Source organism: Halomonas sp. THAF5a, from assembly GCF_009363755.1.
In the GTDB taxonomy this organism is placed as follows: Bacteria; Pseudomonadota; Gammaproteobacteria; order Pseudomonadales; family Halomonadaceae; genus Halomonas.
The window spans coordinates 343,912-367,610 of sequence record NZ_CP045417.1 but is presented as its reverse complement, the minus strand read 5'-3'; the positions used below and the strand labels follow the sequence as shown (position 1 = coordinate 367,610).

Below are 23,699 nucleotides of genomic sequence, written 5' to 3'. Positions count from 1 at the left end.
CACAGGGACGCCGACCGATGGGCTCAGTGCTTGGTCGCCAGGAAAACGCCTGCACCGATCATGATGGAGCCCGCGCTTCGATTCAGTGTCTGCACGGATGCCTGGGTGCGAAAGAAGCGACGGGCCTTGGCGGCGAACAGGGCAATCATCATGAGGCCAAGCATCAAGCCAATGAGCGTCAGAGCCGAGGCCAACAGAATATCGCCCGCATCGAGGGCGGCCAGGTCCATGAACGTGGGCAAGAAGGCGATGTAGAACAGAATGACCTTCGGATTCGAGGCCGAAATCAGAAAGCCCTGCACGAAACTCAGCGCCATACCGGTTGCGCCTCCCTTCGCATTCTCCCCCTCCAGGTCCAGCGGCGCCCTCCACATTCTCCATCCCAGATAGATGAGATAGACGGCGCCGACGATGCGTATCACGGTAAAGGCGTCGCCCCAGAGCGTGGCAATGACGGCGAGGCCCAGACAGGCAGCCACCAGATAGATGATGTCGCTGACGACCATGCCAAGCGCCAACAGGGCGCAAGAGCCCACACCGCCCACCAGAGCGCGCGCCAGGATGGCAAAGACCCCGGGGCCGGGGGTGATGCCGAAAAGGAACACGGCGGCGAGAAACGACATCGCGCTTTCCAGGGTCATGGTGTCTCCACTACGAAACAAGGCGACAGCAGCCCTTGGGCTCCTGTCCTTCGGCCAACGCTTCCACGTCAGGGTATCAGTATGCCCTCGGCCACTCAGGCAAGAAGCTCGCGGTATTGTATCGCGTCGCGCCCCGGCCCCCCGCGACGGCCGACCCGGTCCATCCGGCATGGCGATAGTGAGCGCCTCTCAGTGCCGCTCTGATTCCCCAGGCGCCGGCAGACATGCCTGCCAGATCCGCTCCGCGACGGGCAGATCGAGGTCGGCGCGGCGGAAGAGGCAGATATCCAGCGGAGCGGTGTGGGACTCGTCGCCGACGATGACGAGACGCCCTCCCTCGAGCTCCTCCCTCACGGCACGCTCCGGCACCCAGGCAATGCCGCTGCAGGCGAGTGCACCACGCGTCAGGACGTCGGACATGGAGCATTCATAGCAGAACTCCAGCCGCGACGAGAGGCGTTCACGGTTGATGATGAGCGCCGTGAGACGCCCCAGGTAGCTGTCGGTGGAGTAGCAGAGATAGGGCTGGGGACTGTCGCCGTCGAGGGGAAAAATCGCCTGCCCGTGGCTGTCCACGGCGCTGACCGGCACCAGGCGCTCGCCGCCCAGCACGATCGAGGGGTAGCACCCGATATCGGTCAGTGTCGGCAGCAGCGGGCTATTGTAGGCCAGCATCAGGTCGCAGTTGCCGCTGATCAGGGACTCGACGCAGCCGGCCACGTGATCGGCCATGATTCGCGCCTTGATGACCCCCAGGTCATCCTGCAGCTGCTCGTGCCAGTCCGCGAAGAAGCTGACCGCCAGCGTATGGGAGGCGGAGATGGACACGACCTCCTCCATCTTGGGCACATACCCCAGCGCTTCCTCGCGTCCGATGCGCAGAACCGAGAGGGCATCCTGGGCGGTGCGCTGGAAGGCCTCTCCCGCCGGGGTCAGCCCCACCGGGTAGAGGCTGCGGTCGATCAGGGAGGCCCCCACCCAGTACTCCAGGTTGCGAATACGTCGGCTGAAGGCCGGCTGAGTCACGTGGCGCAGCGTGGCGGCGCGGGAGAAGTTGCGCGTCACCGCCAGGGTAAGGAAGTCTTCCAGCCAGTTTATTTCCACGACGAACTCCTGTGCGCGAGAGCCTTGTGCAGCAGGATACCGTCAATGCTCGCCTCGCCGCGAGACGCCCGCGTCCCGGGCGCGGTGGCCGCCTACTGCGCCAGCGCCACGCAGCGCCGCGCCAGGATTTCCGAGGGATCCAGCAGCGCCACCCCCTGAAACCGCGCCGGGTCTAGCTCGATCAGCGGCAGCTCGGTGCAGCCGAGGATGATGACCTCCGCCCCCCTGGCCAGCAGATGCTCGATGGCGGCCTGCAGGTGCTCGCTGCAGGCGCCGACGACATGCCCGGCCTTCACGCCGAGGCCGCCGTAGATGGCCTCCATGACGCGCGCCTGATACTCGGCGTCCGGGGCCAGGAGCTCGTGGCCTGCGGCCGTCACCACCTCGTGATAGACACGGCTCTCTACGGTGCCGCTGGTCGCCAGCAGCCCCACCCGGACAGGCGCTTCGCGGCTGGCGCTGATGTGCTCGACCACGGCGGTCAGCATGTTGACGATGGGAATCCCGATATAGGGCTGGATGCGCGCCACGAAGGCGTGTGCCGTGTTGCAGGGGATGGCAATCGCGTGGGCGCCATCGGCCTCGAGACGCTGGCAGGTGGCCAGCATCGGGATGCTCGGGTCCTCGCCGTTGCCGATGAGGTTGGCGGTGCGATCGGGAATCTGCGGGTTCTGCTCGACCACCATCTTGAGGTGGTCCTGGTCGCGCTCGGCCTCGGTCAGGCCGACCACCTTGCGCATGAAATCCACCGTCGCCGCGGGCCCGACCCCGCCCAGCACCCCCAGCTTGAACTGGCGGCGCTCGCGTTCACGGTCGTAGCCCAGCGCGTACTCGGCATAGATCAGGTTGGCGTCCAGCAGCGGCACCGGTGTCAGCGGCTGCAGCGACGACATCAGCACCGGAATCTCGCTCAAGCCCGGGACGATGATCTCGGCGCCCCGGCTGACCAGGTTGTCGCAGGCGGCCATCAGCAGCTGCAGGCACTCGCCGCCATGATGGCCCTGCTTGATGCCGCTGGGGCCGTAGATCGCCTGCATGAGGGCATCGCGCTGCACGTCCGCATCCGGATAGACGATCTCCACCCGATCGCCGAGGCGCGCGTCGAAGATGCGCGAGGCGCGCACGTAGCTGGAGGTCAGCACGCCTATCTTGCGCACCTCCGGATAGTCTCGCGCGATGCGCTCCCGCAGGGCATCGAAGATATCGATGACGCTGTAGGGGATCTCCGGCGTGATCTCGGCCAGGAAGGTATGCGACAGGAAGCAGGGCACCAAGGCGTGCTCGACCCTGCCTTGCAGCTCCTTGAGCACGCTGTAGACGTAGAACTTGCGCCGCAGCGGATCATAGCCCTCGTCGGCCATGCCGGGGCCTTCCTCGAAGTGACGCTGCTCGAAGGCGATGTCGACACCGCCGTTCTGCTTGCAGTGCTCCGCGGTTCGCACCGTCTTGATCAGCACGTCAGCGCTGCCGAGCGCGCCCAGCCCGCCCACCACGCCATAGCGCTGGACCGGCGAGACGGAAGCGGGACGGTGGGCCCCAGTGGATACCATGGCGACTGTCTCCTGTGGATAGGGTCGGGAAAGCACAAGGCCGAGGCCGCGCCCAGGCCAGGGAACGCCGCCTCCAGACCGTGCCGGGCCCTGAGAAGGCAGCGGCCGGCAGCACGCGAGTGCTGCCGGCCGCCGCGGCGTTTCCGCTATCAGGCGAGCGAGGAGCGCATCACGTGAGGCGTGTTGAAGACGTCCTCGTCCAGTTCCTTCTCGCTCTTGGCGACCAGGCAGCTCACCGCACAATCGCCCGCCACGTTCAGCCCGGTACGCGCCATGTCGAGGATACGGTCGATACCGGCGATGATGGCGACCCCTTCCAGCGGCAGGCCGACCGAGGTCAGCACCAGCGAGAGCATGATCAGCCCGGCTCCCGGCACGCCGGCGGTGCCGATGGAGCCCAGGGTGGCGGTCAGGATGATGGTGACGAATTCGGCGGCCCCCAGGTCGACGCCGTAGGCCTGGGCGATGAACAGCGCACAGACCCCCTGATAGAGCGCGGTGCCATCCATGTTGATGGTCGCGCCCAGCGGCAGCACGAAGCTCGAGACGCTGCGCTTGACGCCCAGGTTCTGCTCGGCGGCCATCATGGTCACCGGCAGGGTGCCGGAGCTGGAGGTGCTGGTGAAGGCCAGCATGATCGGCTCGACACTGCCCTGGAAGTAGCGCACGGGGTTCAGGCGGGCGAGCAAGCGCAGCAAGCCGCCGTACACCACCACGGCGTGCAGCAGGCACCCCAGGTAGACGATCCCGATCACCTTGGCCAACGGCGCCAGCATCGCCAGCCCGTAGGTCCCCGCCACCCAGGTCATCAGCGCGAAGACACCGTAGGGCGTGAAGGAGATGATGATGCTGGTCATGCGGTAGATGATGTCGGCCGCGGAGTCGAAGAACGCCTTGACCGGGCGCGCCTTCTCACCCACCAGGGTGATGGACAGGCCGAACAGGATCGCGAAGACGATTATCTGCAGCACGTTGCCTTCGGCAAAGGCCTCGACGGCGTTGGTCGGCACCAGCCCGAGCAGGGTATCGACCGCCGTGGGCGGCTCGCGGACGTCGACGCTCGCCGCACTGCCCAGGTCGATGCCGACGCCCGGCTGGAAGAGGCTGGCCAGCCCCAGACCGAGGGTGATCGCCACGGCCGTCATGCCCAGATAGAGCACCAGGGTCTTGAGGCTCAGGCGGCCGATCTTGGCCATGTCATTGAGCGAGGCGACGCCGGTGACCAGCGAGATGAAGACCAGCGGCACGATCAGCATCTTGATGCCGCGAATGAACAGGTCACCCAGCGGCTTGATGTCGGCCGCCAGGTCAGCGTGGCCGGTCTGATTGAGCAACACCCCGAGGCTCAGGCCGAGCACCAGGGCAATGAAGATCTGCTTCCAGAGGGGGAGGCGCGTCCAGGGCGATAAGATCCCTCGACGCGTCGGGGCTTGTGTACCCGCCATAGTGAGATTCCTGCGTTGTCGTTGTGTGTCCCGCGCACCTCGTGCGGGCCTGGCCATCATGGTGATACAGCCGTTGAAGCAGCGACCAACGCTTTCTTTCTATTTCTCATGCAAAACTTGCATCATCTAATGAAGCGGTGACAGACGGCGTCGGCGGAGGACGGCCGCCCCCGGTTCAGGAGGCGGCGGGTGCCTCGGGAGGGGGCCGTCGTGATGGCAACCATCGCCGAGCGGCCCTTGAAGTCGCCGGCGGCGGCCCGCATCTATAGGGCAAACTCATTCTGGATCAAGGCTACCGTCACCATGCCCATCGTCGACCCCCGCACCGGTGAGCCGCTCACCACCGACACCTCCGCCGGCGAGCCCAGCGCCGGGCCTGCCCAAGGCCAGCAGGCCGATGTCGTCCTCGACGTCGACCGCAGCAACGTCCAGCAGATGCTCGAGACCTCCATGCAGGTGCCGGTGCTGCTCGACTGCCGGAGCCAGGGCGAGGCGGCGAGCCAGCAGCTGAGCCAGGTGCTGGAAAAGCTGGCCCGGGAGTATCAGGGCGCCTTCCTGCTGGGCCGCCTGGACATCGACCAAGAGCCGGAGATCGCGGCCCAGCTGGGCGTGCAGGCCGCCCCCGACGTCAAGCTGATCAGCCAGGGCGGCCTGGTCGACCACTTCCAGGGTGCCCTGCCGGAGAAGCAGGTCCGCGAGTGGCTGGGCCGCTACTTCCCGGCCCCGGAGGAGGCGCCCCAGGCGCCCGAGGACCAGGCCGCCGAGGCCCTGGCCGCCGGCGATGCCGCCACCGCCCGGCGCATCTACCAGGAGCTCATCCAGCAGTACCCCCAGCACACGCCCTACCAGGTGGAGCTGGCCCGCGCCCTGGTGGCCGACGGCGAGGCCGACCAGGCCCGCGAGCTGCTCGACAACCTGCCGCCGGAGGAGCGCGATGCCGCCCCGGCCCGGGGCGTGCGCGCCAGCATCGCCTTCGGCGAGCAGGCCCCCTCCGCCGAGGCGCTGGCGGCCCTGGGCGATCGCGATGACAGCGAGGCGCAGTTCCAGCGCGCCCTGCGCCAGCTGGCCGACGGCCAGTACGAGGCCGGTCTGGAGGCCCTGCTCGCCCTGATGAAGCGCGATCGCGCCTACGGCGAGGATGCCGCCCGCCGCACCCTGCTCCAGGCCTTCGATGCCCTGGGCGCCGATCATCCGCTGACGGTCACCTACCGCCGCAAGCTCTTCGCCCTGCTCTACTGAGCACCCCTCACGCGAACCGCCGCCCCGCACGAGAACGGCCGCCCCGAGGGGCGGCCGTCGTCGTCCTGGCCGGGCTGGCGTGCGCGGCGCTCAGCCCGCCAGCACGGCGTCCAGGCGTTGCAGGGCCGCCTCCAGCTGGCTCGCCGTGGTCCCGAAGTTGAGCCGCACGAAGCCCGGCCAGCCGAAGTCGGCGCCGTCGGAGAGGGCGACGCCCGCCCGCTCCAGCAGCAGGCGCTGGGGCGAGGCGTCGCCGCCCTGCAGGGCCGGGGCCTCGCGCAGGTCCAGCCAGGCCAGGTAGGTGGACGCGGGCACGCTCAGGGTCACCCCCGGCCACCGCGCCACCCGCTCGACCAGCCGCCGGCGATGGTCGCGCAGCGTCTCGAGCAGGGCCTGGCGCCAGGGCTCGCCATGGCGATAGGCTGCCTCGGCGGCCACCAGCCCGAGCACGTTGCCGTCCGGCTGCAGGCCCTTGGCCGCCGCGGCGAAGCGCCGGCGCAGCTCGGCGTCGGGGATCACCGCGCAGGCCGTGGTGAGCCCCGCCAGGTTGAAGGTCTTGGAGGGGGCCCAGAGGGTCAGGGTGCGCGAGGCAAGCTCGGGGAAGGCGGCGGCCAGGGGCACATGGCGGGCCCCCTCGTCGAGCAGCAGGTCGCAGTGCAGCTCGTCGGAGACCACCAGCAGGTCGTGGCGCACGACCAGCGCGGCGAGCCCCGCCAGCTCCTCCCGCGTCCAGACGCGGCCGGTGGGGTTATGGGGCTGGCACCACAGCAGCAGCCGGGTCTCGGGAGTGATCGCCGCCTCCAGCGCCTCGAGGTCGAGTCGCCAGGGCTCCCCGGGCGCCGCCGGAGGGCTCAGCGCCGCCTGCTGGGGCAGGCGGCCGGTGCGCTCGGCGACCTGCAGGAAGGGCGGGTAGATGGGCGTGACCGTGAGCACGCCATCCCCCGGCGCGGTGAGCGCCAGGCTCGCCAGGTGCAGGGCGGGCACCACGCCCGGCAGCCACAGCTGCCAGGCCGGGTCGAGGGCCCAGCCGTAGTGCTCGGCACTCCAGTCGCAGAGCGCCTGCCGGAGGCTCTCGGGCACCTGGCCGTAGCCGAAGACGCCGTGGGCGACCCGCGCCTCAAGCGCCTCGATGACCGCCGGCGGCGAGGCGAAGTCCATGTCGGCGACCCACAGCGGCAGCACGTCCTCGCCGTAGCGATGCCACTTCTGCGAGGGCCAGTCACCCTCCGGTGGGTGGCGCCGCTCGACGGGCGTGGCAAAATCGAATTCCATGTGCAGTTCCCGCTCCCAGAAGGCCCACAAGATGACCAAGACCATGCCGCAAGACGGCTTCTATGCCAAGGTGCGCCGCGGCCTGCCCGATCTGGTCGCCCAGTGGCTGACCCTCGGCCAGGGCGATGCCGACCGCCTGGCGCTGCTGCTCGCCGAGACCGCCCGGGTGACGCGGATCGGCCTGCCGGAGGAGACGCCGAGCGGCGAGACCCTCGCCGCCTGGAGCCGCCCCGACGGCGAAGAGCCGCCGCTGTGGGCGGCACGTACCGCCACTTTCCTGCTGGTGCAGATGCCCGCCCGCCCCGTGCCGGCCGGCGACGACGAGGCCTGCGCCTGGGCCTACTGCTGGCTGCGCAACCGCGACGACGAGGACGTCGAGGCCGCCGAGCGCGCGCTGCCCGAGCACCTGCTCGGGCCACTGGCCGCGGCGCTGCGGGCCGCCTGGACCGACCTCAAGGGGTTGCGCCTGGTCTGAGCCCGGCTAGCCGCGGCGGGCGGCCCGCTTCTTGGGACGAAAGCCCGCCGGCTTGGTGGAAAGCCATGCCACGAAGGTCGCGATCTCCGGGTGCGCCAGCAGCGCCTCTCGTCTGCGATAATGATCGGCCAGCTCGCGCTCGCTGAGCACCGCGTGGATGTGCCGGTGGCAGGCGTGACAGACCCAGAGGATAGCGGTAAGCCGCTCGACTCGGTCGAAGCGGCGCCGGTAGCGGGCCTTGCCGTGCAGAGCCCGCGGGATCAGGTGGTGCTTGGTCAGCGGTGCCGCCCGCTCGCAGAGTTCGCAGGCCGCCGGGCGCGGCGGGGGCGAGAGTTCATGACCGGCCATGGCGCGCCTCCTCGACGACTCGTCTAACCCTGATCACAAGGACCCGGATACGATATGGACGTTCCCTTCTCCTGGCAGCTGGCCAAGCTGGCGGTCTCCATCGGCGTGGTGCTCGGCCTCTCGATGATCGCCGAGCGCGTCAGCGCCCGCGTGGCCGGCCTGCTCGCCGGCTACCCGCTGGGCACCGCCATCGCCCTGTTCTTCATCGGCCTGGAGATCTCGCCGGCCTTCGCCACCCAGAGCGCCGTGCACACCCTGGCCGGCTTCAGCGCCACCCTGGCGCTGGCCGGCGGCTACCTGCTGTGCGGGCGTCGCGACGGCCTGCCCGGCGTGCTCGCCGGCAGCGCCGGCGGCTTCGCGGCCTGGCTGGCAGCGAGCCTGCTGCTGACCCAGGTGGAGTTCACGCGACTGACCGGCACCCTGACCACCCTGGCCGCGATCGCGCTGTTCATCTGGCTCTATCGTCGCGTCCCCGATACCGCGACCGGCCCCCGGGGCGGCTTCAGCTGGGCGGCGCTCGGCCTGCGCGCCGCCCTGGCGGCCGGCATCATCTTCCTGATCACCGGCCTCGCCCACGTGATGCCCGCCGCCTGGGCCGGGGTCATGGCCGCCTTCCCGGTGACCATGTACCCCTTCCTGGTGATCCTGCACCTGACCCACGGCGCCGCCCCGGTGGCCACGGTGATCAAGCACTACCCGGCCGGGCTCGGCGCGCTGCTCTGCTATGCACTCTGCATCTCGCTGACCTACGGACGCTTCGGGCTCGCGCTCGGCACCCTGGCCGGCTTCGTCGCCGCCACCGCCTGGTTGCTGGCCTGGACCCGCCTGCAGGCCTGGCGCGCCACGCGCCAGAAGCTCCGGCGATCCCGCGCCAACACTTGACCGAGCGCTTGCTCGGGGTAAAGCTGTCCCTCCGAGACGCTCACGAGGAAGCCACCGATGTTCGTTCGCACCGTGGAACCCGCCTTCTATGACACCGATGCCCTGGGACACGTCAACAACACCCGGCTGCCGGCCTGGTTCGAGCTGGCCCGCAACGACCTCTTCCGGCTCTTCACGCCGGACCTGGACCCGCGCAAGTGGCGGCTGATCATGGCCCGCATGGAGGTCGACTACCGGGCCGAGCTGCAGTACGGCCGCGAGATCGAGATCCGCACCTATGTCTCGCGCCTCGGCAACAGCTCCTTCACCGTGAGCCAGGAGGCCCGGCAGGACGGGCAGCTGACCAACCTCGGCCATACCGTCATGGTGCATTTCGATCATGCGACCAAGCAGGCCGTGCCCATCGAGGGCGCACTGCGCGAGGCCCTGGAGGCCCATCGCCAGCCTGAGCCGGCCGACGCATGACCCCGGCGGTGACGGCGCTGGAGAAGGCCGGCGTGACCTTTCGGCTCGACAGCTACGACCACGACCCGCGCACTACCGCCTACGGTGAGGAGGCCGCCCGCGCCCTGGGCCTGCCGGCCGACGAGGTCTACAAGACGCTGCTCGCCCGCCTCGACGACGGCCGGCTGGTGGTGGCCATCGTGCCGGTGCCCTGCCAGCTCGACCTCAAGGCCCTGGCCCGGGCCGCCGGGGCGCGCAAGGCGAGCCTCGCCGACCCCGCCGAGGCCGAGAGGGCCACCGGCTACGTGGTGGGCGGCATCAGCCCGCTGGGCCAGCGCAAGCGCCTGCCCACCTTCCTCGACGAGAGCGTCCGGGGCCGGGAGGCGATCCACGTCAGCGCCGGCCGGCGGGGACTGGAGCTCTGCCTCTCCCCGAGCGACCTGGCGCGGCTCACCGGCGCCCGCGAGGCGCCGCTGGCCCGGCGCTGAACGGGGCCTTGCCGGGGGATGACACAGACCCCGAGCCGAACCCGGCGCGCCGCTGTCATACCCCCACAGCCCTCCACCGACGGGAGCCCCCATGGCCATCCGCTATACCCTCTGGCTGGACCCGGACGACACCCCGCGCCACCGCGCCGTCGAGGCCGACCTGCAGCGCTACTTCCTCGAACGCTTCGCCGACTACCCGCACATCCGCTTGTTCGGCGCCGACCCTTACGATTATGATGCGCCGTTCAATCGCCTCTACGATGCGCTGATGGCGAGGGCCGGCGAGTACTGCGAGCGGGAGTGGCGCTACGTGCCCACCCCCGAGCAGCTCAACCGCGCCTTCTTCCTGGCCGTGGGGCACTCGAACAAGTTTGTACGGGACAACGACGATGGTGATCCGAACCGATCAGGCCCCCGATGAGCGCCAGCTGGCCATCATCGCCGAGCAGCTCGGCCGCGCGCCCCGCGGCATCGAGGCGCTGGCCGCCACCGACGGCGAGGGCACCCCGCTGGTGCTGCGCATGGCGCCCATCGTCGACGGCAAGCCGTTCCCGACCCTCTACTGGCTCTGCTCGGAGCGTCTCAAGATCGAGATCTCGCACATCGAGGCCGCCGGGGTGATCAAGCAGCTGGAGACCCGCCTCAAGGAGGATCCCGAATTCCTGGCCGCCTACCACCGCAGCCACGACGCCTATGTCGCGGCGCGCTGGGCCTACATGAGCGAGGCGCAGAAGGCGGAAGTCGCCCGCCTCGGGTATGATGGCGTCCTCACCGCGCGCGGCATCGGCGGGATCGCCAACCGCGACCAGGTGCGCTGCCTGCATACCCAGTATGCGCACCACCTGTGCGGCGAGAACGTCATCGGCCAGTGGCTCGACGAGCACTACGCGGTCGCCGACTGCCTGCCGTGAGCCGGCCCGCGGCCGACGATCCCCCTTCCCGACGTATCGATAACACCACAGGAGACCCCGGATGTACCTGGATACCCATGTGATTGCCAGTCTCGCCCTGATCGCCAGCATGCTCGTCATCAGCGGCGTGGGCATCAAGCTGCTGCGCCAGGCCATGAAGCGCGACGCCTCGGGCGCTCGCTGAGCCGGCCATCACGACCACGAAGGGCGCCCCCGGAGGGCGCCCTTCGCGTTTTCGGGTGGGGCTTCCGGCCCCGGGGCCGGACCGCTAGGATGATGGCCCTGCCAAGGAGAAAAGCATGTCGAGATTCTGCGTCTACCTGGGGTCCCGGGAGGGCCGCGACCCGCAACACCTCGCGGCCGCCGAGCGGCTCGGCGAGGAGCTCGCCCGCCGCGGCCACGGCCTGGTCTACGGCGGCGCCCGCGTCGGCCTGATGGGCCGCCTGGCCGATGCCGTGATGGCCGCCGGCGGCGAGGCGATCGGGGTGATGCCCGACCACCTGGTCGAGCGCGAGCAGGCCCACCAGGGCCTGACCCGGCTGGTGCGGGTGCGCAACATGCACGAGCGCAAGGCCAGCATGGCCGCCCATGCCGACGCCTTCATCGCGCTGCCGGGCGGTATCGGCACCCTCGAGGAGCTCTTCGAGGCCTGGACCTGGCACTACCTGGGCCTGCACGACAAGCCCATCGGCGTGCTCGACAGCGCCGGCTTCTACGCGCCGCTGCTGACCTTCCTCGACAGCACCGTGGAACAGGGTTTCCTGGACGGTCGCACCCGGGCCGAGCTGATCGATGCCGCCGACCCCGCCGACCTGCTGGACGCCCTGGAGGCCCGGCTGGGCCAGCACGCCTGAACGAGGTCCGCGCGCCCGTGGCGCGGGCGGACGGTCGGTGTCGGGCGCGCCTCAGGCGTCGGCGGTGAGCTCGAGCGTACGCTGGTAGGTGAGCTGCAGCAGGCGGGCGTCCTCCCCGGCGCGATGCCGATGGATGTCCCGCTCGAGGATGAGGGCTTCCTTGGTGCGGCTCCACAGCGCCTGCTGCGACTCGCTCAGCAGGATGCGCAGCGCCTCCAGGCGGAAGGCCGGCAGCATGCCGGCATGGTGGAAGAGCAGCGACAGCCAGGTGTTGTCGTAGCCCCAGCTGTCGCTGTAGGCGAGGCCGACCTCCCCCAGCTCGTCATTGAGCCAGCGCGCCACCTGGCGCACCGGATGCCCCTCGCGCTGCAGGCGGCTGCGACTGATGCCGTGCAGCAGCTCGGCCTTGGGATCCCAGTGCGTCCACTCCTCCAGCGGCTGGACGAGGAAGGCGCAGGTGCTGCCATCGGCCCGGGCGAGGCCGATCTCGATGGGGTAGCTGCCGCGCCCGAAGCCGGACGCCTCGATATCCAGCAGTGTGGGTAGCGTCACGGGCGGGAGAGTCCTTTGTCGAAGTGGCCGGTGCCGTCACGGCAAAGCCCTAGTGTCGCGTCTCGCCTCCGGCCTTGTCCACTGCGGGGGCATCCAGGGCGTTCGCCTGGGAGGCGTCGCCCGCCGGCGCCTCGTCGAAGCCGGCCAGCCGATCGGCCAGGGCCTGCCAGTGCCCGGCCTTCTCGAGATCCACCGGCAGAGAGAGCTCGCCATGGCGATAGGCCCGGGCGAGCCGGGTCGCCGCCAGCGGATGGCCCGCCTCGCCGGCACGCGCGTACCAGGTCACGGCGTGGTCATCGCGACGGGGGTACTGGGCACAGCCGTGCTCGTGGATCTGGCCCGCCTGATACTGCGCCTTGGCATCCCCGGCCTGGGCGGCCTCCAGCACGTAGCGCGCCCCGCGGGCCTTGTCCTGGGGACTGACGCCACGGTGGAAGAGCATGTGACCGTACTGCGCCAGCGCCGCCGGATGCCCGGCATCGGCACAGCGCTGGAAGAGGTGCATGGTCAGGCGCTGCGTTCGCGGCGAACGGGGCAGCCAGCGAATGTGGAACAGCTGCTGCGCAAGCCGGTACTCGAGCCGGGTGAACAGTGAGGATGCCTCTGGCATGGCAACTACCCTGCGTCCAGTGAAGCGGAGGGAGGCCGCTCACACCCTGTGTCCGGCATCCCTCCTGGCAAAAAACGATGGCCTTCCGGGCTCCGCCGGGGCTTTGGGAGGGCAAGCATACGCGCGCCCCGTCGGTGACTCAACCCTGGCGGGTTGTCGCGCCAGGCGAGGCCTGGGGCCGTTCCCTGCCAGAGAAAGCGGGCAGAGGCTATCCGCCCGATAGCCCATCGCGTGCAAGCGAGTTGATATACTGGACGCCGACGCCATCCGGCCACCCTCTCGCCACAGGAGCCCCCCCATGCTGAGCGTGATCTCGCCTGCCAAGACGCTGGACTTCGAGACCCCTGCCACCACGCCCCGGCACACCCAGCCGGATCACCTCGACAAGAGCCAGGCGCTGATCGAGATCCTCCGGGACTACTCGCCCCAGCGGCTCAGCGAGCTGATGGGCATCAGCGACAAGCTCGCCGGGCTCAACGCCGCCCGCTTCGCCGACTGGCACACGCCCTTCACCCCGGAGAACGCCAAGCCCGCCGCCCAGGCCTTCCAGGGCGACGTCTACGTCGGCCTCGAGGCCGACCGTTTCGATGACGGCGACAACGCCTTCGCCCAGGAACACCTGCGTATCCTCTCCGGCCTCTACGGCCTGCTGCGCCCGCTGGACCTGATCCAGCCCTACCGCCTGGAGATGGGCACCCGGCTCGAGAACCCGGCCGGCAAGGACCTCTATGCCTTCTGGAAGGCGACGCTGACCGCCGAGCTCGACCGCGCCGTGGCCGAGAGCGGCAGCCCCGTGCTGGTCAACCTGGCCTCCAACGAGTACTTCAAGGCGATCGATACCCGGCGACTCGCCGCCCGGGTGATCACCCCGGTCTTCAAGGACGAGAAGAACGGCAAGCTGAAGATCATCAGCTTCTACGCCAAGAAGGCCCGCGGCCTGATGGCCGCCTGGATGATCCATCAGCGCCTGGACGACCCGGAGGGGCTGAAGGACTTCGACGTCGCCGGCTACGCCTTCGACCCCGCGCTCTCCGAGGGCGACACCCTGGTCTTCACCCGCGCCGAGGGCGCCGCCTGAGGCCCGGCCAGGCGTTCACGCAAACGTCAGGGGGCGCGCCGAGCGCCCCTTGAGGAAGCGCCGGTGGGCCTGCTTGAAGCGCTCGTCGTCGCAGCGCTCGAGCCACTCGTAGGCCACCATGTCGGCACTCACCGCCACCGCGCCGGCCTGGGTCATCCGCTCCCTCGCCAGCCGCGCCTCGGCGGCACGTCGGCTGGCGGTCGCCTCCACCAGCCAGTAGACCTCATAGCCCGCCTCGAGCAGGCCGAGCCCGGTCTGCATCACGCAGATATGCGCCTCGGTGCCGCACAGCACCACCTGACGCCTGCCGCTTTCGGCCAGCGCCTCGGCGAAGGCCGGCTCGTCGTGGGCCCCGAAGTGACGCTTCTGCCAGAGGCGATGCTCCGGCAGCGCCTCCAGCAGGCGGGGCTCGCTGCCCCCCAGTCCCTGGGGATACTGCTCGGTGACCCAGACAGGCACCGCCAGGGCACCGGCCAGCGCCCCCAGCCAGGCGGCTTCAGTGACCGCCTGGTCGCCATGCTCGATCACCGGCAGCAGGCCGGCCTGCAGGTCGACGATCAGCAGCAGGCTCTTCTCTCGTGACAGGCGCATGGGCGGACTCCTCGGTTGGCGCGGGTCGCGCGGTTAGTTGTCGTGGCCGACCAGCATAGCGGCTAGAATGGAATCTTCCGATTTTCCCGATTCCCCCTTCCCCGATGGAGATCCCCCGATGCGTCACCTTCTCGTCATGCTCATGGTCGGCGTGCTGGGCTTCGGCCTGGCCGTGGATCATGCCGATGCGCGCCGCCTGGGCGGCGGCAAGAGCTTCGGCAGCCAGTCGCGCAGCGTTCAGCAACCGGCCGCCACCACCAGCCGGGACGCCGCCGGCACCCGCACCGCCCAGACCCGTCCGAAGTCTCGCCTGGGCGGGATGCTCGGCGGCATGCTGGCCGGCGGCCTGCTCGCCGCGCTGTTCTTCGGCGGCGCCTTCGATGAACTTCGCCTGATGGATATCCTGCTGGTCGCCGGCGTGGCCTTCCTGCTCTTCAAGCTCTTCGCCAGCCGCCGGCGCGCCGCCACGGCGGGCGGTCCCGGGCCCCAGGAGGCGCCGGTACGTCCCCAGGCCTTCCAGGCCGCGAGCGCGTCGATGGGCGGCGGCCTCGCCTCTGAGCCCGAGTGGTTCGACCGCGAGCGCTTCCTGGGCGGCGCCAAGGAGCACTTCATGACCCTGCAGCGCGCCTGGGACAACAACGACTTCGCCGGCATCCAGGAGTACGTGACACCGGAACTCTACAACCTGCTGCGTGAGGAGCGCGGTCGCCAGCCCGCCAACAACCGCACCGAGATCGTGCGGTTGTTCGCCGAGCTGGGCGATATCCGCGAGCACGGCCAGGAGGCCGAGGCCACGGTGATCTTCCACGGCATCATCGCCGAGAACGGCGAGGAGACCGAGTTCAACGAGACCTGGCACCTCACTCGCCAGCTGCGTGATGGCGCCCCCTGGTACCTCCAGGGCATCGAGCAGAACCCGAGCTGATCGCTCGCCCCATCAACGCTACGCAAGAAGGCCGGGCAATGCCCGGCCTTTCTCTTTATCGATGCGCGATCAGCGGCGTATCGCCCTGACGCCCTGACGCCTCCCCCTCCTGAATCCGGGGCACGGGGAGCCGGGCGATTATTCCTGGGCGTCCTCGGCGGCCTCTTCCAGCCCCTCACCCATCTCCTCGACGCCTTCGCCCATCTCCTCCATGGACTCGTCGATGCTCTCGCCCGCCTGCTCGGCCGGCCCCTCCTCTTCACAGGCGGCCAGCCCGGCACCCAGCATGGCGATGAGCAGGGCCAGGCCCAGTCGGCGCAGCATGTCGCTCTTCTTCATGATCTTCTCCTCCTGAGACGATGAAATCCGTGTGGGTCATACCCGTCACACCGTAACCGCAAAGGCGCGACCTTGCCAATCGAGGCCCTCGACCTTTCCGCCAGCTTTCCTGTCGGAGAGGTCTGGGGAAAGAGCCGAGAACGCCCCTCCCTGAACCAGAACGCCCCCGCCTCGAGGAGGCGGGGGCGTTCTGGTGTTGGGTAGCGCCGATGGCCGGCGATCGGGGCGGGTGCACGCCTCGCGCAAAAACACCCGCGCATGAAAAAACCCCGAGCTCGTTGAGCTCGGGGTTTTCTCGGAATAGGTGCCTGACGATGACCTACTCTCGCATGGGGAGGCCCCACACTACCATCGGCGCTGATCGGTTTCACTGCTGAGTTCGGCATGGGATCAGGTGGTTCCCGTACGCTATGGTCGTCAGGCGAAAAACGGTGAATCATGCTGACGAGATCGTCTCGCGTATCCGTCTGTCGGTTGCCATCGGCAGACCGCTTGGGTGTTATATGGTCAAGCCTCACGGGCCATTAGTACCGGTTAGCTCAACGCCTTGCAGCGCTTCCACACCCGGCCTATCAACCAGCTGGTCTTGCTGGGCCCTTCAGGAGGCTCGAGGCCTCGGGGAGATCTCATCTTGAAGGGGGCTTCCCGCTTAGATGCTTTCAGCGGTTATCCCGTCCGCACATAGCTACCCGGCAATGCCACTGGCGTGACAACCGGAACACCAGAGGTGCGTCCACTCCGGTCCTCTCGTACTAGGAGCAGCACTTCTCAAATCTCCAACGCCCACGGCAGATAGGGACCGAACTGTCTCACGACGTTCTAAACCCAGCTCGCGTACCACTTTAAATGGCGAACAGCCATACCCTTGGGACCGACTTCAGCCCCAGGATGTGATGAGCCGACATCGAGGTGCCAAACACCGCCGTCGATGTGAACTCTTGGGCGGTATCAGCCTGTTATCCCCGGAGTACCTTTTATCCGTTGAGCGATGGCCCTTCCATACAGAACCACCGGATCACTAGAACCTACTTTCGTACCTGCTCGACGTGTCTGTCTCGCAGTTAAGCACCCTTATGCTCTTGCACTCAATGCACGATTTCCAACCGTGCTGAGGGTACCTTCGTGCTCCTCCGTTACGCTTTGGGAGGAGACCGCCCCAGTCAAACTACCCACCACACACGGTCCTCGATCCGGATAACGGACCTGAGTTAGAACGCCAATGATGCCAGGCTGGTATTTCAAGGTTGGCTCCACCGTGGCTGGCGCCACGGTTTCCAAGCCTCCCAGCTATCCTACACAAGCAACATCAGCGTCCAGTGTGAAGCTATAGTAAAGGTTCACGGGGTCTTTCCGTCTAGCCGCGGGTACACAGCATCTTCACTGCGATTTCAATTTCACTGAGTCTCGGGTGGAGACAGCGTGGCCATCATTACGCCATTCGTGCAGGTCGGAACTTACCCGACAAGGAATTTCGCTACCTTAGGACCGTTATAGTTACGGCCGCCGTTTACCGGGGCTTCGATCAGGAGCTTCGCTTACGCTAACACCATCAATTAACCTTCCGGCACCGGGCAGGCGTCATACCCTATACGTCCGCTTACGCGTTTGCAGAGTACTGTGTTTTTAATAAACAGTTGCAGCCACCTGGTATCTTCGACCGCTTCGCGCTTAGGGAGCAAGTCCCATCACGCTAGTGCGGCGTGCCTTCTCCCGAAGTTACGGCACCATTTTGCCTAGTTCCTTCACCCGAGTTCTCTCAAGCGCCTTGGTATTCTCTACCTGACCACCTGTGTCGGTTTGGGGTACGGTTCCACTGTATCTGAAGCTTAGAGGCTTTTCCTGGAAGCGTGGCATCGATGACTTCCAGACCGTAGTCTGTTCGTCTCGTCTCTCGGCGTTAAGGAACCGGATTTGCCTGATTCCTCGGCCTACTGACTTTCACCAGGACAACCAACGCCTGGCTCACCTAGCCTTCTTCGTCCCCCCATCGCAATACAGTGAAGTACGGGAATATTGACCCGTTTCCCATCGACTACGCCTTTCGGCCTCGCCTTAGGGGCCGACTCACTCTGCTCCGATTAGCGTCGAACAGAAACCCTTGGTCTTCCGGCGGGGGAGTTTTTCACTCCCCTTGTCGTTACTCATGTCAGCATTCGCACTCGTGATACCTCCAGCAAGCCTCTCGACTCACCTTCATCGGCGTACACGACGCTCCTCTACCGCTCATCCAGAGGATGAACCCGTAGCTTCGGTACCTGGTTTGAGCCCCGTTACATCTTCCGCGCAGGCCGACTCGACTAGTGAGCTATTACGCTTTCTTTAAAGGATGGCTGCTTCTAAGCCAACCTCCTAGCTGTCTGAGCCTTCCCACATCGTTTCCCACTTAACCAGGATTTGGGGACCTTAGCTGACGGTCTGGGTTGTTTCCCTTTTCACAACGGACGTTAGCACCCGCTGTGTGTCTCCCACGCGTCACTCACCGGTATTCGGAGTTTGCCTCGGGTTGGTAAGTCGGGATGACCCCCTAGCCGAAACAGTGCTCTACCCCCGGCGGCGCTACGTGAGGCGCTACCTAAATAGCTTTCGAGGAGAACCAGCTATCTCCGGGCTTGATTAGCCTTTCACTCCGATCCACAAGTCATCCAAATCTTTTTCAACAGATCCTGGTTCGGTCCTCCAGTTGATGTTACTCAACCTTCAACCTGCTCATGGATAGATCGCCCGGTTTCGGGTCTATTCCCAGCGACTGGTCGCCCAGTTAAGACTCGGTTTCCCTACGCCTCCCCTATACGGTTAAGCTCGCCACTGAAAATAAGTCGCTGACCCATTATACAAAAGGTACGCGGTCACCGAACGAGTCGGCTCCCACTGCTTGTACGCACACGGTTTCAGGATCTATTTCACTCCCCTCTCCGGGGTTCTTTTCGCCTTTCCCTCACGGTACTGGTTCACTATCGGTCAGCCAGGAGTATTTAGCCTTGGAGGATGGTCCCCCCGTCTTCAGTCAAGGTTTCTCGTGCCCCGACCTACTCGATTTCACACCAATCGGATTTCGACTACGGGGCTATCACCCTGTATCGCGTGGCTTCCCAACCACTTCGTCTATCGGTCATGGTGCTTAAGGGCTGGTCCCCGTTCGCTCGCCGCTACTAGGGGAATCTCGGTTGATTTCTTTTCCTCGGGGTAATGAGATGTTTCAGTTCCCCCGGTTCGCCTCCTGGCACCTATGTATTCAGTGCAGGATACCCACGTTACCGTGGGTGGGTTTCCCCATTCAGAAATGCCCGGGTCGCAGGTTGTTTGCCACCTCGCCGAGCCTTATCGCAGGCTTCCACGTCTTTCATCGCCTCTGGCTGCCTAGGCATCCACCGTGTGCGCTTCATCGCTTGACCATATAACCCCAAGAGGTCTGGTCCGCGATGACAATCGACAATTGCCGGATACGCTTGAGACGTATCTCATGTTGCCTTCTTTCGAAAGCAACGCTTTGTCAGCATGATTCACATTGTTAAAGAGCACTGTTCAGAGAACAGTGGGAAGCCATCTGGCTTGCCGCTGGTCTCTGTGACCGGACTGTCTTGGGAAGAGATGGTGGAGCCTAGCGGGATCGAACCGCTGACCTCCTGCGTGCAAGGCAGGCGCTCTCCCAGCTGAGCTAAGGCCCCTCTGATCCTGCAAATGGTGGGTCTGGGCAGACTTGAACTGCCGACCTCACCCTTATCAGGGGTGCGCTCTAACCAACTGAGCTACAGACCCGGCTACAAACCACTGGGTCCGCGACCCAAACAGTCTTTGCTCTGGTCGATCAGGTAATTCATTGTGAGCACTTGCCGAGTGTCGGCGACGTCGTCGATTAAGGAGGTGATCCAGCCGCAGGTTCCCCTACGGCTACCTTGTTACGACTTCACCCCAGTCATGAACCACACCGTGGTGATCGCCCTCCGAAGTTAGGCTAACCACTTCTGGTGCAGTCCACTCCCATGGTGTGACGGGCGGTGTGTACAAGGCCCGGGAACGTATTCACCGTGACATTCTGATTCACGATTACTAGCGATTCCGACTTCACGGAGTCGAGTTGCAGACTCCGATCCGGACTGAGACCGGCTTTATGGGATTAGCTCCACCTCGCGGCTTCGCAACCCATTGTACCGACCATTGTAGCACGTGTGTAGCCCTACCCGTAAGGGCCATGATGACTTGACGTCGTCCCCACCTTCCTCCGGTTTGTCACCGGCAGTCTCCCTAGAGTTCCCGACCGAATCGCTGGCAAATAGGGACAAGGGTTGCGCTCGTTACGGGACTTAACCCAACATTTCACAACACGAGCTGACGACAGCCATGCAGCACCTGTCTGAGCGTTCCCGAAGGCACCAATCCATCTCTGGAAAGTTCGCTCGATGTCAAGGGTAGGTAAGGTTCTTCGCGTTGCATCGAATTAAACCACATGCTCCACCGCTTGTGCGGGCCCCCGTCAATTCATTTGAGTTTTAACCTTGCGGCCGTACTCCCCAGGCGGTCGACTTATCGCGTTAACTGCGCCACAAAGGTCTCAAGGACCCCAACGGCTAGTCGACATCGTTTACGGCGTGGACTACCAGGGTATCTAATCCTGTTTGCTACCCACGCTTTCGCACCTCAGTGTCAGTGTCAGTCCAGAAGGCCGCCTTCGCCACTGGTATTCCTCCCGATCTCTACGCATTTCACCGCTACACCGGGAATTCTACCTTCCTCTCCTGCACTCTAGCCTGACAGTTCCGGATGCCGTTCCCAGGTTGAGCCCGGGGCTTTCACAACCGGCTTATCAAGCCACCTACGCGCGCTTTACGCCCAGTAATTCCGATTAACGCTCGCACCCTCCGTATTACCGCGGCTGCTGGCACGGAGTTAGCCGGTGCTTCTTCTGTGAGTGATGTCTTCCCTCCGGGGTATTAACCCGAAGGCGTTCTTCCTCACTGAAAGTGCTTTACAACCCGAAAGCCTTCTTCACACACGCGGCATGGCTGGATCAGGCTTTCGCCCATTGTCCAATATTCCCCACTGCTGCCTCCCGTAGGAGTTCGGGCCGTGTCTCAGTCCCGATGTGGCTGATCATCCTCTCAGACCAGCTACGGATCGCGGCCTTGGTGAGCCATTACCTCACCAACTAGCTAATCCGACATAGGCTCATCCAATAGCGCAAGGTCCGAAGATCCCCTGCTTTCCCCCGTAGGGCGTATGCGGTATTAGCCTGAGTTTCCCCAGGTTATCCCCCACTACCGGGCAGATTCCTATGCATTACTCACCCGTCCGCCGCTCGACGCCTCCTAGCAAGCTAGGATCGTTTCCGCTCGACTTGCATGTGTTAGGCCTGCCGCCAGCGTTCAATCTGAGCCATGATCAAACTCTTCAGTTTAAAGTCTGATAGTTCCTAAGGTGGAACCAAACCTGGCTCAAGGTTCAAACGTCTCGTTTGACGAGTCGCTTGCCTTGAATGTTTCAGTGACTGGTCACCGACATCCCGACAAGCGCCCACATGAATTACCTGATCGATTGTTAAAGAGCATCTCGCTGTTGCCGTCGTGCCGGCCGCATCAACGAAGCGGCGGTCTCGCCGGCGCCCTGCGAGGAAGGCGTATTCTACCTGACCGGCGTTTCTTGTCAACCCTGCGAGGCGTTCCGAAGAAGCGAAGCGGGTGACCGAAACCTCATCTCGCCCTGCGAGGTGAGTGCCGATCGAGTGGCGTGCATTCTACCGAATGCGGCGAGTTCGTCAAGCGGGAATTTTCAAAGCGTCTTCGAAAAACCCAAATGGAAACAAGCACTTCTGCCACCATTACCGCCTGCAACGTTGGCCCGTCGCCGGCAGCGGATGCGTACTTTACGGATTTCCCCGGAGGCGCGCAAGGCCTTCGTGAAGAAAAATGTCGCCGGCGTGTCGCGGCGGTGACGACACGATGACCGCGAGGCCGACGGCAGCTTATCCACAGCGCCTTTCGACGCCCGGCTCTATGACCGGGTGTGGATAGTTTTAGCGCCGGCCAGAGACACGAACGCCCGCGCGGGGCGGGCGTCGTGGCGGGCGCAGGATAACGCCCGGGCGGCCTCGTGGCGAGGCCGCTGCCGATGGGAGGGCCGGCCTCAGCCGCCGATGGCCAGGCGCACCTGGCCCCCGCTGCTCTCGTAGGCACTCACCTCGATCTCGTAGGTGCCGGGCTCGAGGTGGCGACGGATCCGCGAGCCGAAGCCGAGGTCCCCGGCATCGTCGTTCTGCTCGCTGACGCCGTGGCCCGTCAGGGCGAGGATGGTGTCCACGGCGCCCGAGGTGGTCTCGATGACCACGTCCTGGGCGGCGTCGACGACCAGACGGTAGGTCAGGCTGCGCCCTGGGGGCAGCTGGCCATAGACCACCTCGCCGGTCGCCACCTCTCCCCCGTTGCTGATGCGCCCCTCGAAGGGCCGATGCTCGGTGCGCAGCCGGTAGGCGCCGGTGCCGCTGTAGCTCTCCACGTCCAGGCGGTACTCGCCGGGCTGGAGCACGGTGGTAATCAGGGAATTGCGATCGCCGCCGCCGTCGTCGTCGCGCAGGTCGATGCCGTTACCATAGAGCCGCAGCACGGGATCGAAGGCACCGGAGTCGAGGGCCAGCTCCACTTCGCTGACCTCGTCGATCGCGAAGCGATAGGTATGGCTGGTGCCGACGCCGGCCAGGTTGCCGCCGAGGCTCTCGCCGGGCGTCACCTCCCCGCCGTTGCGCAGTTCGCCGTCGAAGGCGCCGAGGGAGACGTCCAGCGTATACTCGCCGTGCTCCTCACCGTAGCCGCTCACCTCGACGCGATACTCGCCGGGCATCAGCACGGTTTGCAGCCGCGAGTCGGTGCCAGTGCCGCCGTCATCGTCGACCAGCTCGCTGCCCTCTCCCGTGACGTGCAGCACGGTATCGAAGGCCGAGGAGCGCAGCGCCAGCGAGAGGTGGCTGGGCTCGTCGATGCGCAGGGTGTAGGCGTTGCCGGCGCCCGACGCGAGGGTGCCGGTGATGCGATCGCCGTCGCGCAGCGGCCCGGCGTTGCGGCGGCCGTCGGCCAGGTCGTTGCGCTTGGCCTCGAGGCGATGGATGCCCTCGGCGCCCAGCAGGCGGGGCTCGCACGCCTCGCCCGCGGCCTCGACCGCCGTGTCGCCCTGCGCGACCTCGACGCGATACTCCCCGGCCTCGAGGTAGGCGTCGAGGCGCAGCTCGCCGGGCGCGCAGGCGCGGGCCTGACGGCTGAGGTCGTCGCCCACCAGGCGCAGGCCGAGGTCGGCATCGCCGGAGAGGGAGAGGTCGATCCAGGCGGGGGCATCGAGGGTCAGGGGATAGGCCGCGCGCCCCTCCTCCAGCCGCCCGACCAGCGGCCGGCCGGTCTCGAGCTCGGTGGCGAAGGAGACCGGCTCGGCCTCCAGGCGATAGGGACCGAAGGCCCCGCCGTCCTGGCCGCTGACGGCCACCAGGGTGCACGCCCCGGCGGCCGCCATCAGCACCGGGCGCTCGCCGTCGGGCGTGCTCGTGACGCTGCCCAGCCACTGTCCCTGCTCGTCGAAGGCCGAGAGGCGGGCGGCAAAGGGCGCCTCGAGGGCGTAGCGCACCACCGACGACGCCGCAGCGTCCGCATCGGCGCACAGCCAGTGGGCGGCCACGCGGGAGCCGTCGCTGAGGTTGATCTCGCTGGACGAGGTCAGCTCGCCGGCGATGTCGCTGCCGAGCGTGGCCTCGGGAGCCGCGACGAAGCGCGTCTCCTCCTCGACACAGCCGGCCAGCAGGACCAGGCCGGCGGCCCCGACCAGCAGGCGATGGGGGCGTAGCACCGCATGACCGGACGCCTTCCGGATTGCTTGAATGACCACTCGAAGTCTCCCTGCGTCAGTAGCATCCTCCGTCGCACCCATGCGACGAGTGGCAATACTTTAGCCGAAAACGGTATGGAAGGGGACGCGTCGAGCC

General features: G+C 66.4%; 22 protein-coding genes, 2 tRNA genes and 3 rRNA genes. 11 read left to right on the top strand and 16 right to left on the bottom strand.

The annotated features are described in order from the left end of the window. Positions 1 to 23 precede the first annotated feature (23 nt). The 4 genes from FIU83_RS01640 to FIU83_RS01625 all read right to left on the bottom strand — a co-directional run bounded on the left by FIU83_RS01640 (position 24) and on the right by FIU83_RS01625 (position 4,740). Complete coding sequence (locus tag FIU83_RS01640; RefSeq protein WP_152482457.1) at positions 24 to 641, bottom strand: LysE family translocator; 618 nt, start codon at positions 639 to 641, stop codon at positions 24 to 26. Between the two features lie 189 nt (positions 642 to 830). Next, positions 831 to 1,745 (bottom strand): LysR family transcriptional regulator, encoded by a 915-nt coding sequence (locus FIU83_RS01635; protein WP_152482456.1) that lies wholly within the window; start codon positions 1,743 to 1,745, stop codon positions 831 to 833. A 92-nt stretch (positions 1,746 to 1,837) separates the two neighbouring features. Then, entirely contained in the window at positions 1,838 to 3,295 is a 1,458-nt protein-coding gene (locus tag FIU83_RS01630; protein ID WP_152482455.1) for an aspartate/glutamate racemase family protein, read from the bottom strand. Between the two features lie 149 nt (positions 3,296 to 3,444). Beyond that, entirely contained in the window at positions 3,445 to 4,740 is a 1,296-nt protein-coding gene (locus FIU83_RS01625; protein WP_152482454.1) for a dicarboxylate/amino acid:cation symporter, read from the bottom strand. A gap of 303 nt (positions 4,741 to 5,043) precedes the next feature. Here FIU83_RS01625 and FIU83_RS01620 point away from each other — a divergent pair, with 303 nt between their 5' ends. Continuing rightward, complete coding sequence (locus tag FIU83_RS01620) at positions 5,044 to 5,979, top strand: tetratricopeptide repeat protein (RefSeq protein ID WP_152482453.1); 936 nt, start codon at positions 5,044 to 5,046, stop codon at positions 5,977 to 5,979. A 90-nt stretch (positions 5,980 to 6,069) separates the two neighbouring features. Here the strand turns inward: FIU83_RS01620 and FIU83_RS01615 are convergent, their stop codons facing one another. Then, positions 6,070 to 7,248, bottom strand: a complete 1,179-nt coding sequence (locus FIU83_RS01615) for a MalY/PatB family protein (RefSeq protein WP_152482452.1) — start codon at positions 7,246 to 7,248, stop codon at positions 6,070 to 6,072. Positions 7,249 to 7,291: 43 nt separating this feature from the next. On the opposite strand from FIU83_RS01615, the gene FIU83_RS01610 reads away from it, so the two are divergent. Then, positions 7,292 to 7,723, top strand: coding sequence for a hypothetical protein (locus FIU83_RS01610; protein ID WP_152485209.1), 432 nt, complete (start codon positions 7,292 to 7,294; stop codon positions 7,721 to 7,723). Between the two features lie 6 nt (positions 7,724 to 7,729). On the opposite strand, the gene FIU83_RS01605 is transcribed toward FIU83_RS01610, so the two are convergent. Then, a complete protein-coding gene (locus tag FIU83_RS01605) occupies positions 7,730 to 8,071 on the bottom strand; it encodes a hypothetical protein (RefSeq protein WP_152482451.1) in 342 nt (113 codons plus the stop codon). Positions 8,072 to 8,125: 54 nt separating this feature from the next. Between FIU83_RS01605 and FIU83_RS01600 the strand changes: the two genes are divergently transcribed. The 7 genes from FIU83_RS01600 to FIU83_RS01575 all read left to right on the top strand — a co-directional run bounded on the left by FIU83_RS01600 (position 8,126) and on the right by FIU83_RS01575 (position 11,650). Further along, positions 8,126 to 8,953 carry a hypothetical protein gene (locus FIU83_RS01600; protein ID WP_152482450.1) on the top strand — a complete coding sequence of 276 codons (828 nt, stop codon included), beginning with the start codon at positions 8,126 to 8,128 and terminating at the stop codon, positions 8,951 to 8,953. 57 nt (positions 8,954 to 9,010) lie between these two features. After that, positions 9,011 to 9,418, top strand: coding sequence for a thioesterase family protein (locus FIU83_RS01595; protein WP_152482449.1), 408 nt, complete (start codon positions 9,011 to 9,013; stop codon positions 9,416 to 9,418). Beyond that, positions 9,415 to 9,885: a Cys-tRNA(Pro) deacylase gene (gene ybaK / locus FIU83_RS01590; RefSeq protein ID WP_152482448.1), complete on the top strand. Its 471-nt coding sequence runs from the start codon at positions 9,415 to 9,417 to the stop codon at positions 9,883 to 9,885. The genes FIU83_RS01595 and ybaK overlap by 4 nt, the downstream gene beginning before the upstream one ends. 91 nt (positions 9,886 to 9,976) lie before the next feature. After that, positions 9,977 to 10,306 carry a hypothetical protein gene (locus FIU83_RS01585; protein WP_152482447.1) on the top strand — a complete coding sequence of 110 codons (330 nt, stop codon included), beginning with the start codon at positions 9,977 to 9,979 and terminating at the stop codon, positions 10,304 to 10,306. Further along, on the top strand, positions 10,275 to 10,796 hold the full coding sequence (locus FIU83_RS01580) for a DUF501 domain-containing protein (protein ID WP_152482446.1): 522 nt from the start codon (positions 10,275 to 10,277) through the stop codon (positions 10,794 to 10,796). Before FIU83_RS01585 ends, FIU83_RS01580 begins: the two co-directional genes overlap by 32 nt. A gap of 61 nt (positions 10,797 to 10,857) precedes the next feature. Next, a complete protein-coding gene (locus FIU83_RS17675) occupies positions 10,858 to 10,980 on the top strand; it encodes a hypothetical protein (protein ID WP_301538566.1) in 123 nt (40 codons plus the stop codon). Between the two features lie 115 nt (positions 10,981 to 11,095). After that, entirely contained in the window at positions 11,096 to 11,650 is a 555-nt protein-coding gene (locus FIU83_RS01575) for a TIGR00730 family Rossman fold protein (protein ID WP_152482445.1), read from the top strand. Positions 11,651 to 11,701: 51 nt separating this feature from the next. Here the strand turns inward: FIU83_RS01575 and FIU83_RS01570 are convergent, their stop codons facing one another. Together FIU83_RS01570 and FIU83_RS01565 are read right to left on the bottom strand one after the other, a co-directional pair. After that, entirely contained in the window at positions 11,702 to 12,202 is a 501-nt protein-coding gene (locus tag FIU83_RS01570) for a hypothetical protein (RefSeq protein WP_152482444.1), read from the bottom strand. Positions 12,203 to 12,251: 49 nt separating this feature from the next. Beyond that, on the bottom strand, positions 12,252 to 12,812 hold the full coding sequence (locus FIU83_RS01565; RefSeq protein WP_152482443.1) for a tetratricopeptide repeat protein: 561 nt from the start codon (positions 12,810 to 12,812) through the stop codon (positions 12,252 to 12,254). Positions 12,813 to 13,110: 298 nt separating this feature from the next. On the opposite strand from FIU83_RS01565, the gene yaaA reads away from it, so the two are divergent. Further along, entirely contained in the window at positions 13,111 to 13,890 is a 780-nt protein-coding gene (gene yaaA, locus FIU83_RS01560) for a peroxide stress protein YaaA (protein WP_152482442.1), read from the top strand. Positions 13,891 to 13,905: 15 nt separating this feature from the next. On the opposite strand, the gene FIU83_RS01555 is transcribed toward yaaA, so the two are convergent. Continuing rightward, complete coding sequence (locus FIU83_RS01555; protein WP_152482441.1) at positions 13,906 to 14,481, bottom strand: isochorismatase family protein; 576 nt, start codon at positions 14,479 to 14,481, stop codon at positions 13,906 to 13,908. A 118-nt stretch (positions 14,482 to 14,599) separates the two neighbouring features. On the opposite strand from FIU83_RS01555, the gene FIU83_RS01550 reads away from it, so the two are divergent. Beyond that, on the top strand, positions 14,600 to 15,406 hold the full coding sequence (locus FIU83_RS01550; RefSeq protein ID WP_152482440.1) for a Tim44 domain-containing protein: 807 nt from the start codon (positions 14,600 to 14,602) through the stop codon (positions 15,404 to 15,406). 138 nt (positions 15,407 to 15,544) lie between these two features. Here the strand turns inward: FIU83_RS01550 and FIU83_RS01545 are convergent, their stop codons facing one another. The 7 genes from FIU83_RS01545 to FIU83_RS01515 form a co-directional block, all read right to left on the bottom strand. Next, entirely contained in the window at positions 15,545 to 15,745 is a 201-nt protein-coding gene (locus FIU83_RS01545) for a hypothetical protein (RefSeq protein WP_216645048.1), read from the bottom strand. A 306-nt stretch (positions 15,746 to 16,051) separates the two neighbouring features. Next, a 5S ribosomal RNA gene (rrf, locus tag FIU83_RS01540) occupies positions 16,052 to 16,167 on the bottom strand. An 81-nt stretch (positions 16,168 to 16,248) separates the two neighbouring features. Then, positions 16,249 to 19,137 (bottom strand): 23S ribosomal RNA (locus FIU83_RS01535). 197 nt (positions 19,138 to 19,334) lie between these two features. Continuing rightward, positions 19,335 to 19,410: transfer RNA gene (locus FIU83_RS01530), tRNA-Ala, on the bottom strand. A 14-nt stretch (positions 19,411 to 19,424) separates the two neighbouring features. Continuing rightward, a tRNA-Ile gene (locus FIU83_RS01525) sits at positions 19,425 to 19,501 on the bottom strand. Between the two features lie 98 nt (positions 19,502 to 19,599). Beyond that, positions 19,600 to 21,137, bottom strand: a 16S ribosomal RNA gene (locus tag FIU83_RS01520). Together the 16S, 23S and 5S rRNA genes with 2 tRNA genes alongside form the textbook arrangement of a ribosomal RNA operon. A gap of 725 nt (positions 21,138 to 21,862) precedes the next feature. Beyond that, complete coding sequence (locus FIU83_RS01515) at positions 21,863 to 23,602, bottom strand: hypothetical protein (protein WP_152482439.1); 1,740 nt, start codon at positions 23,600 to 23,602, stop codon at positions 21,863 to 21,865. Positions 23,603 to 23,699: the final 97 nt, after the last annotated feature.

Bases quoted from the DNA above. Each gene is read 5' to 3' on its own strand.
- FIU83_RS01550 (WP_152482440.1), top strand. From the start codon at position 14,600: ATGCGTCACCTTCTCGTCATGCTCATGGTCGGCGTGCTGGGCTTCGGC.
- FIU83_RS01600 (WP_152482450.1), top strand. From the start codon at position 8,126: ATGGACGTTCCCTTCTCCTGGCAGCTGGCCAAGCTGGCGGTCTCCATC.
- FIU83_RS01630 (WP_152482455.1), bottom strand. From the start codon at position 3,295: ATGGTATCCACTGGGGCCCACCGTCCCGCTTCCGTCTCGCCGGTCCAG.
- yaaA (WP_152482442.1), top strand. From the start codon at position 13,111: ATGCTGAGCGTGATCTCGCCTGCCAAGACGCTGGACTTCGAGACCCCT.
- FIU83_RS01555 (WP_152482441.1), bottom strand. From the start codon at position 14,481: ATGCGCCTGTCACGAGAGAAGAGCCTGCTGCTGATCGTCGACCTGCAG.
- FIU83_RS01585 (WP_152482447.1), top strand. From the start codon at position 9,977: ATGGCCATCCGCTATACCCTCTGGCTGGACCCGGACGACACCCCGCGC.
- ybaK (WP_152482448.1), top strand. From the start codon at position 9,415: ATGACCCCGGCGGTGACGGCGCTGGAGAAGGCCGGCGTGACCTTTCGG.
- FIU83_RS01580 (WP_152482446.1), top strand. From the start codon at position 10,275: ATGGTGATCCGAACCGATCAGGCCCCCGATGAGCGCCAGCTGGCCATC.
- FIU83_RS01620 (WP_152482453.1), top strand. From the start codon at position 5,044: ATGCCCATCGTCGACCCCCGCACCGGTGAGCCGCTCACCACCGACACC.
- FIU83_RS01605 (WP_152482451.1), bottom strand. From the start codon at position 8,071: ATGGCCGGTCATGAACTCTCGCCCCCGCCGCGCCCGGCGGCCTGCGAA.
- FIU83_RS01610 (WP_152485209.1), top strand. From the start codon at position 7,292: ATGCCGCAAGACGGCTTCTATGCCAAGGTGCGCCGCGGCCTGCCCGAT.
- FIU83_RS01575 (WP_152482445.1), top strand. From the start codon at position 11,096: ATGTCGAGATTCTGCGTCTACCTGGGGTCCCGGGAGGGCCGCGACCCG.
- FIU83_RS01565 (WP_152482443.1), bottom strand. From the start codon at position 12,812: ATGCCAGAGGCATCCTCACTGTTCACCCGGCTCGAGTACCGGCTTGCG.
- FIU83_RS01640 (WP_152482457.1), bottom strand. From the start codon at position 641: ATGACCCTGGAAAGCGCGATGTCGTTTCTCGCCGCCGTGTTCCTTTTC.
- FIU83_RS01545 (WP_216645048.1), bottom strand. From the start codon at position 15,745: ATGAAGAAGAGCGACATGCTGCGCCGACTGGGCCTGGCCCTGCTCATC.
- FIU83_RS01625 (WP_152482454.1), bottom strand. From the start codon at position 4,740: ATGGCGGGTACACAAGCCCCGACGCGTCGAGGGATCTTATCGCCCTGG.
- FIU83_RS01595 (WP_152482449.1), top strand. From the start codon at position 9,011: ATGTTCGTTCGCACCGTGGAACCCGCCTTCTATGACACCGATGCCCTG.
- FIU83_RS17675 (WP_301538566.1), top strand. From the start codon at position 10,858: ATGTACCTGGATACCCATGTGATTGCCAGTCTCGCCCTGATCGCCAGC.
- FIU83_RS01615 (WP_152482452.1), bottom strand. From the start codon at position 7,248: ATGGAATTCGATTTTGCCACGCCCGTCGAGCGGCGCCACCCACCGGAG.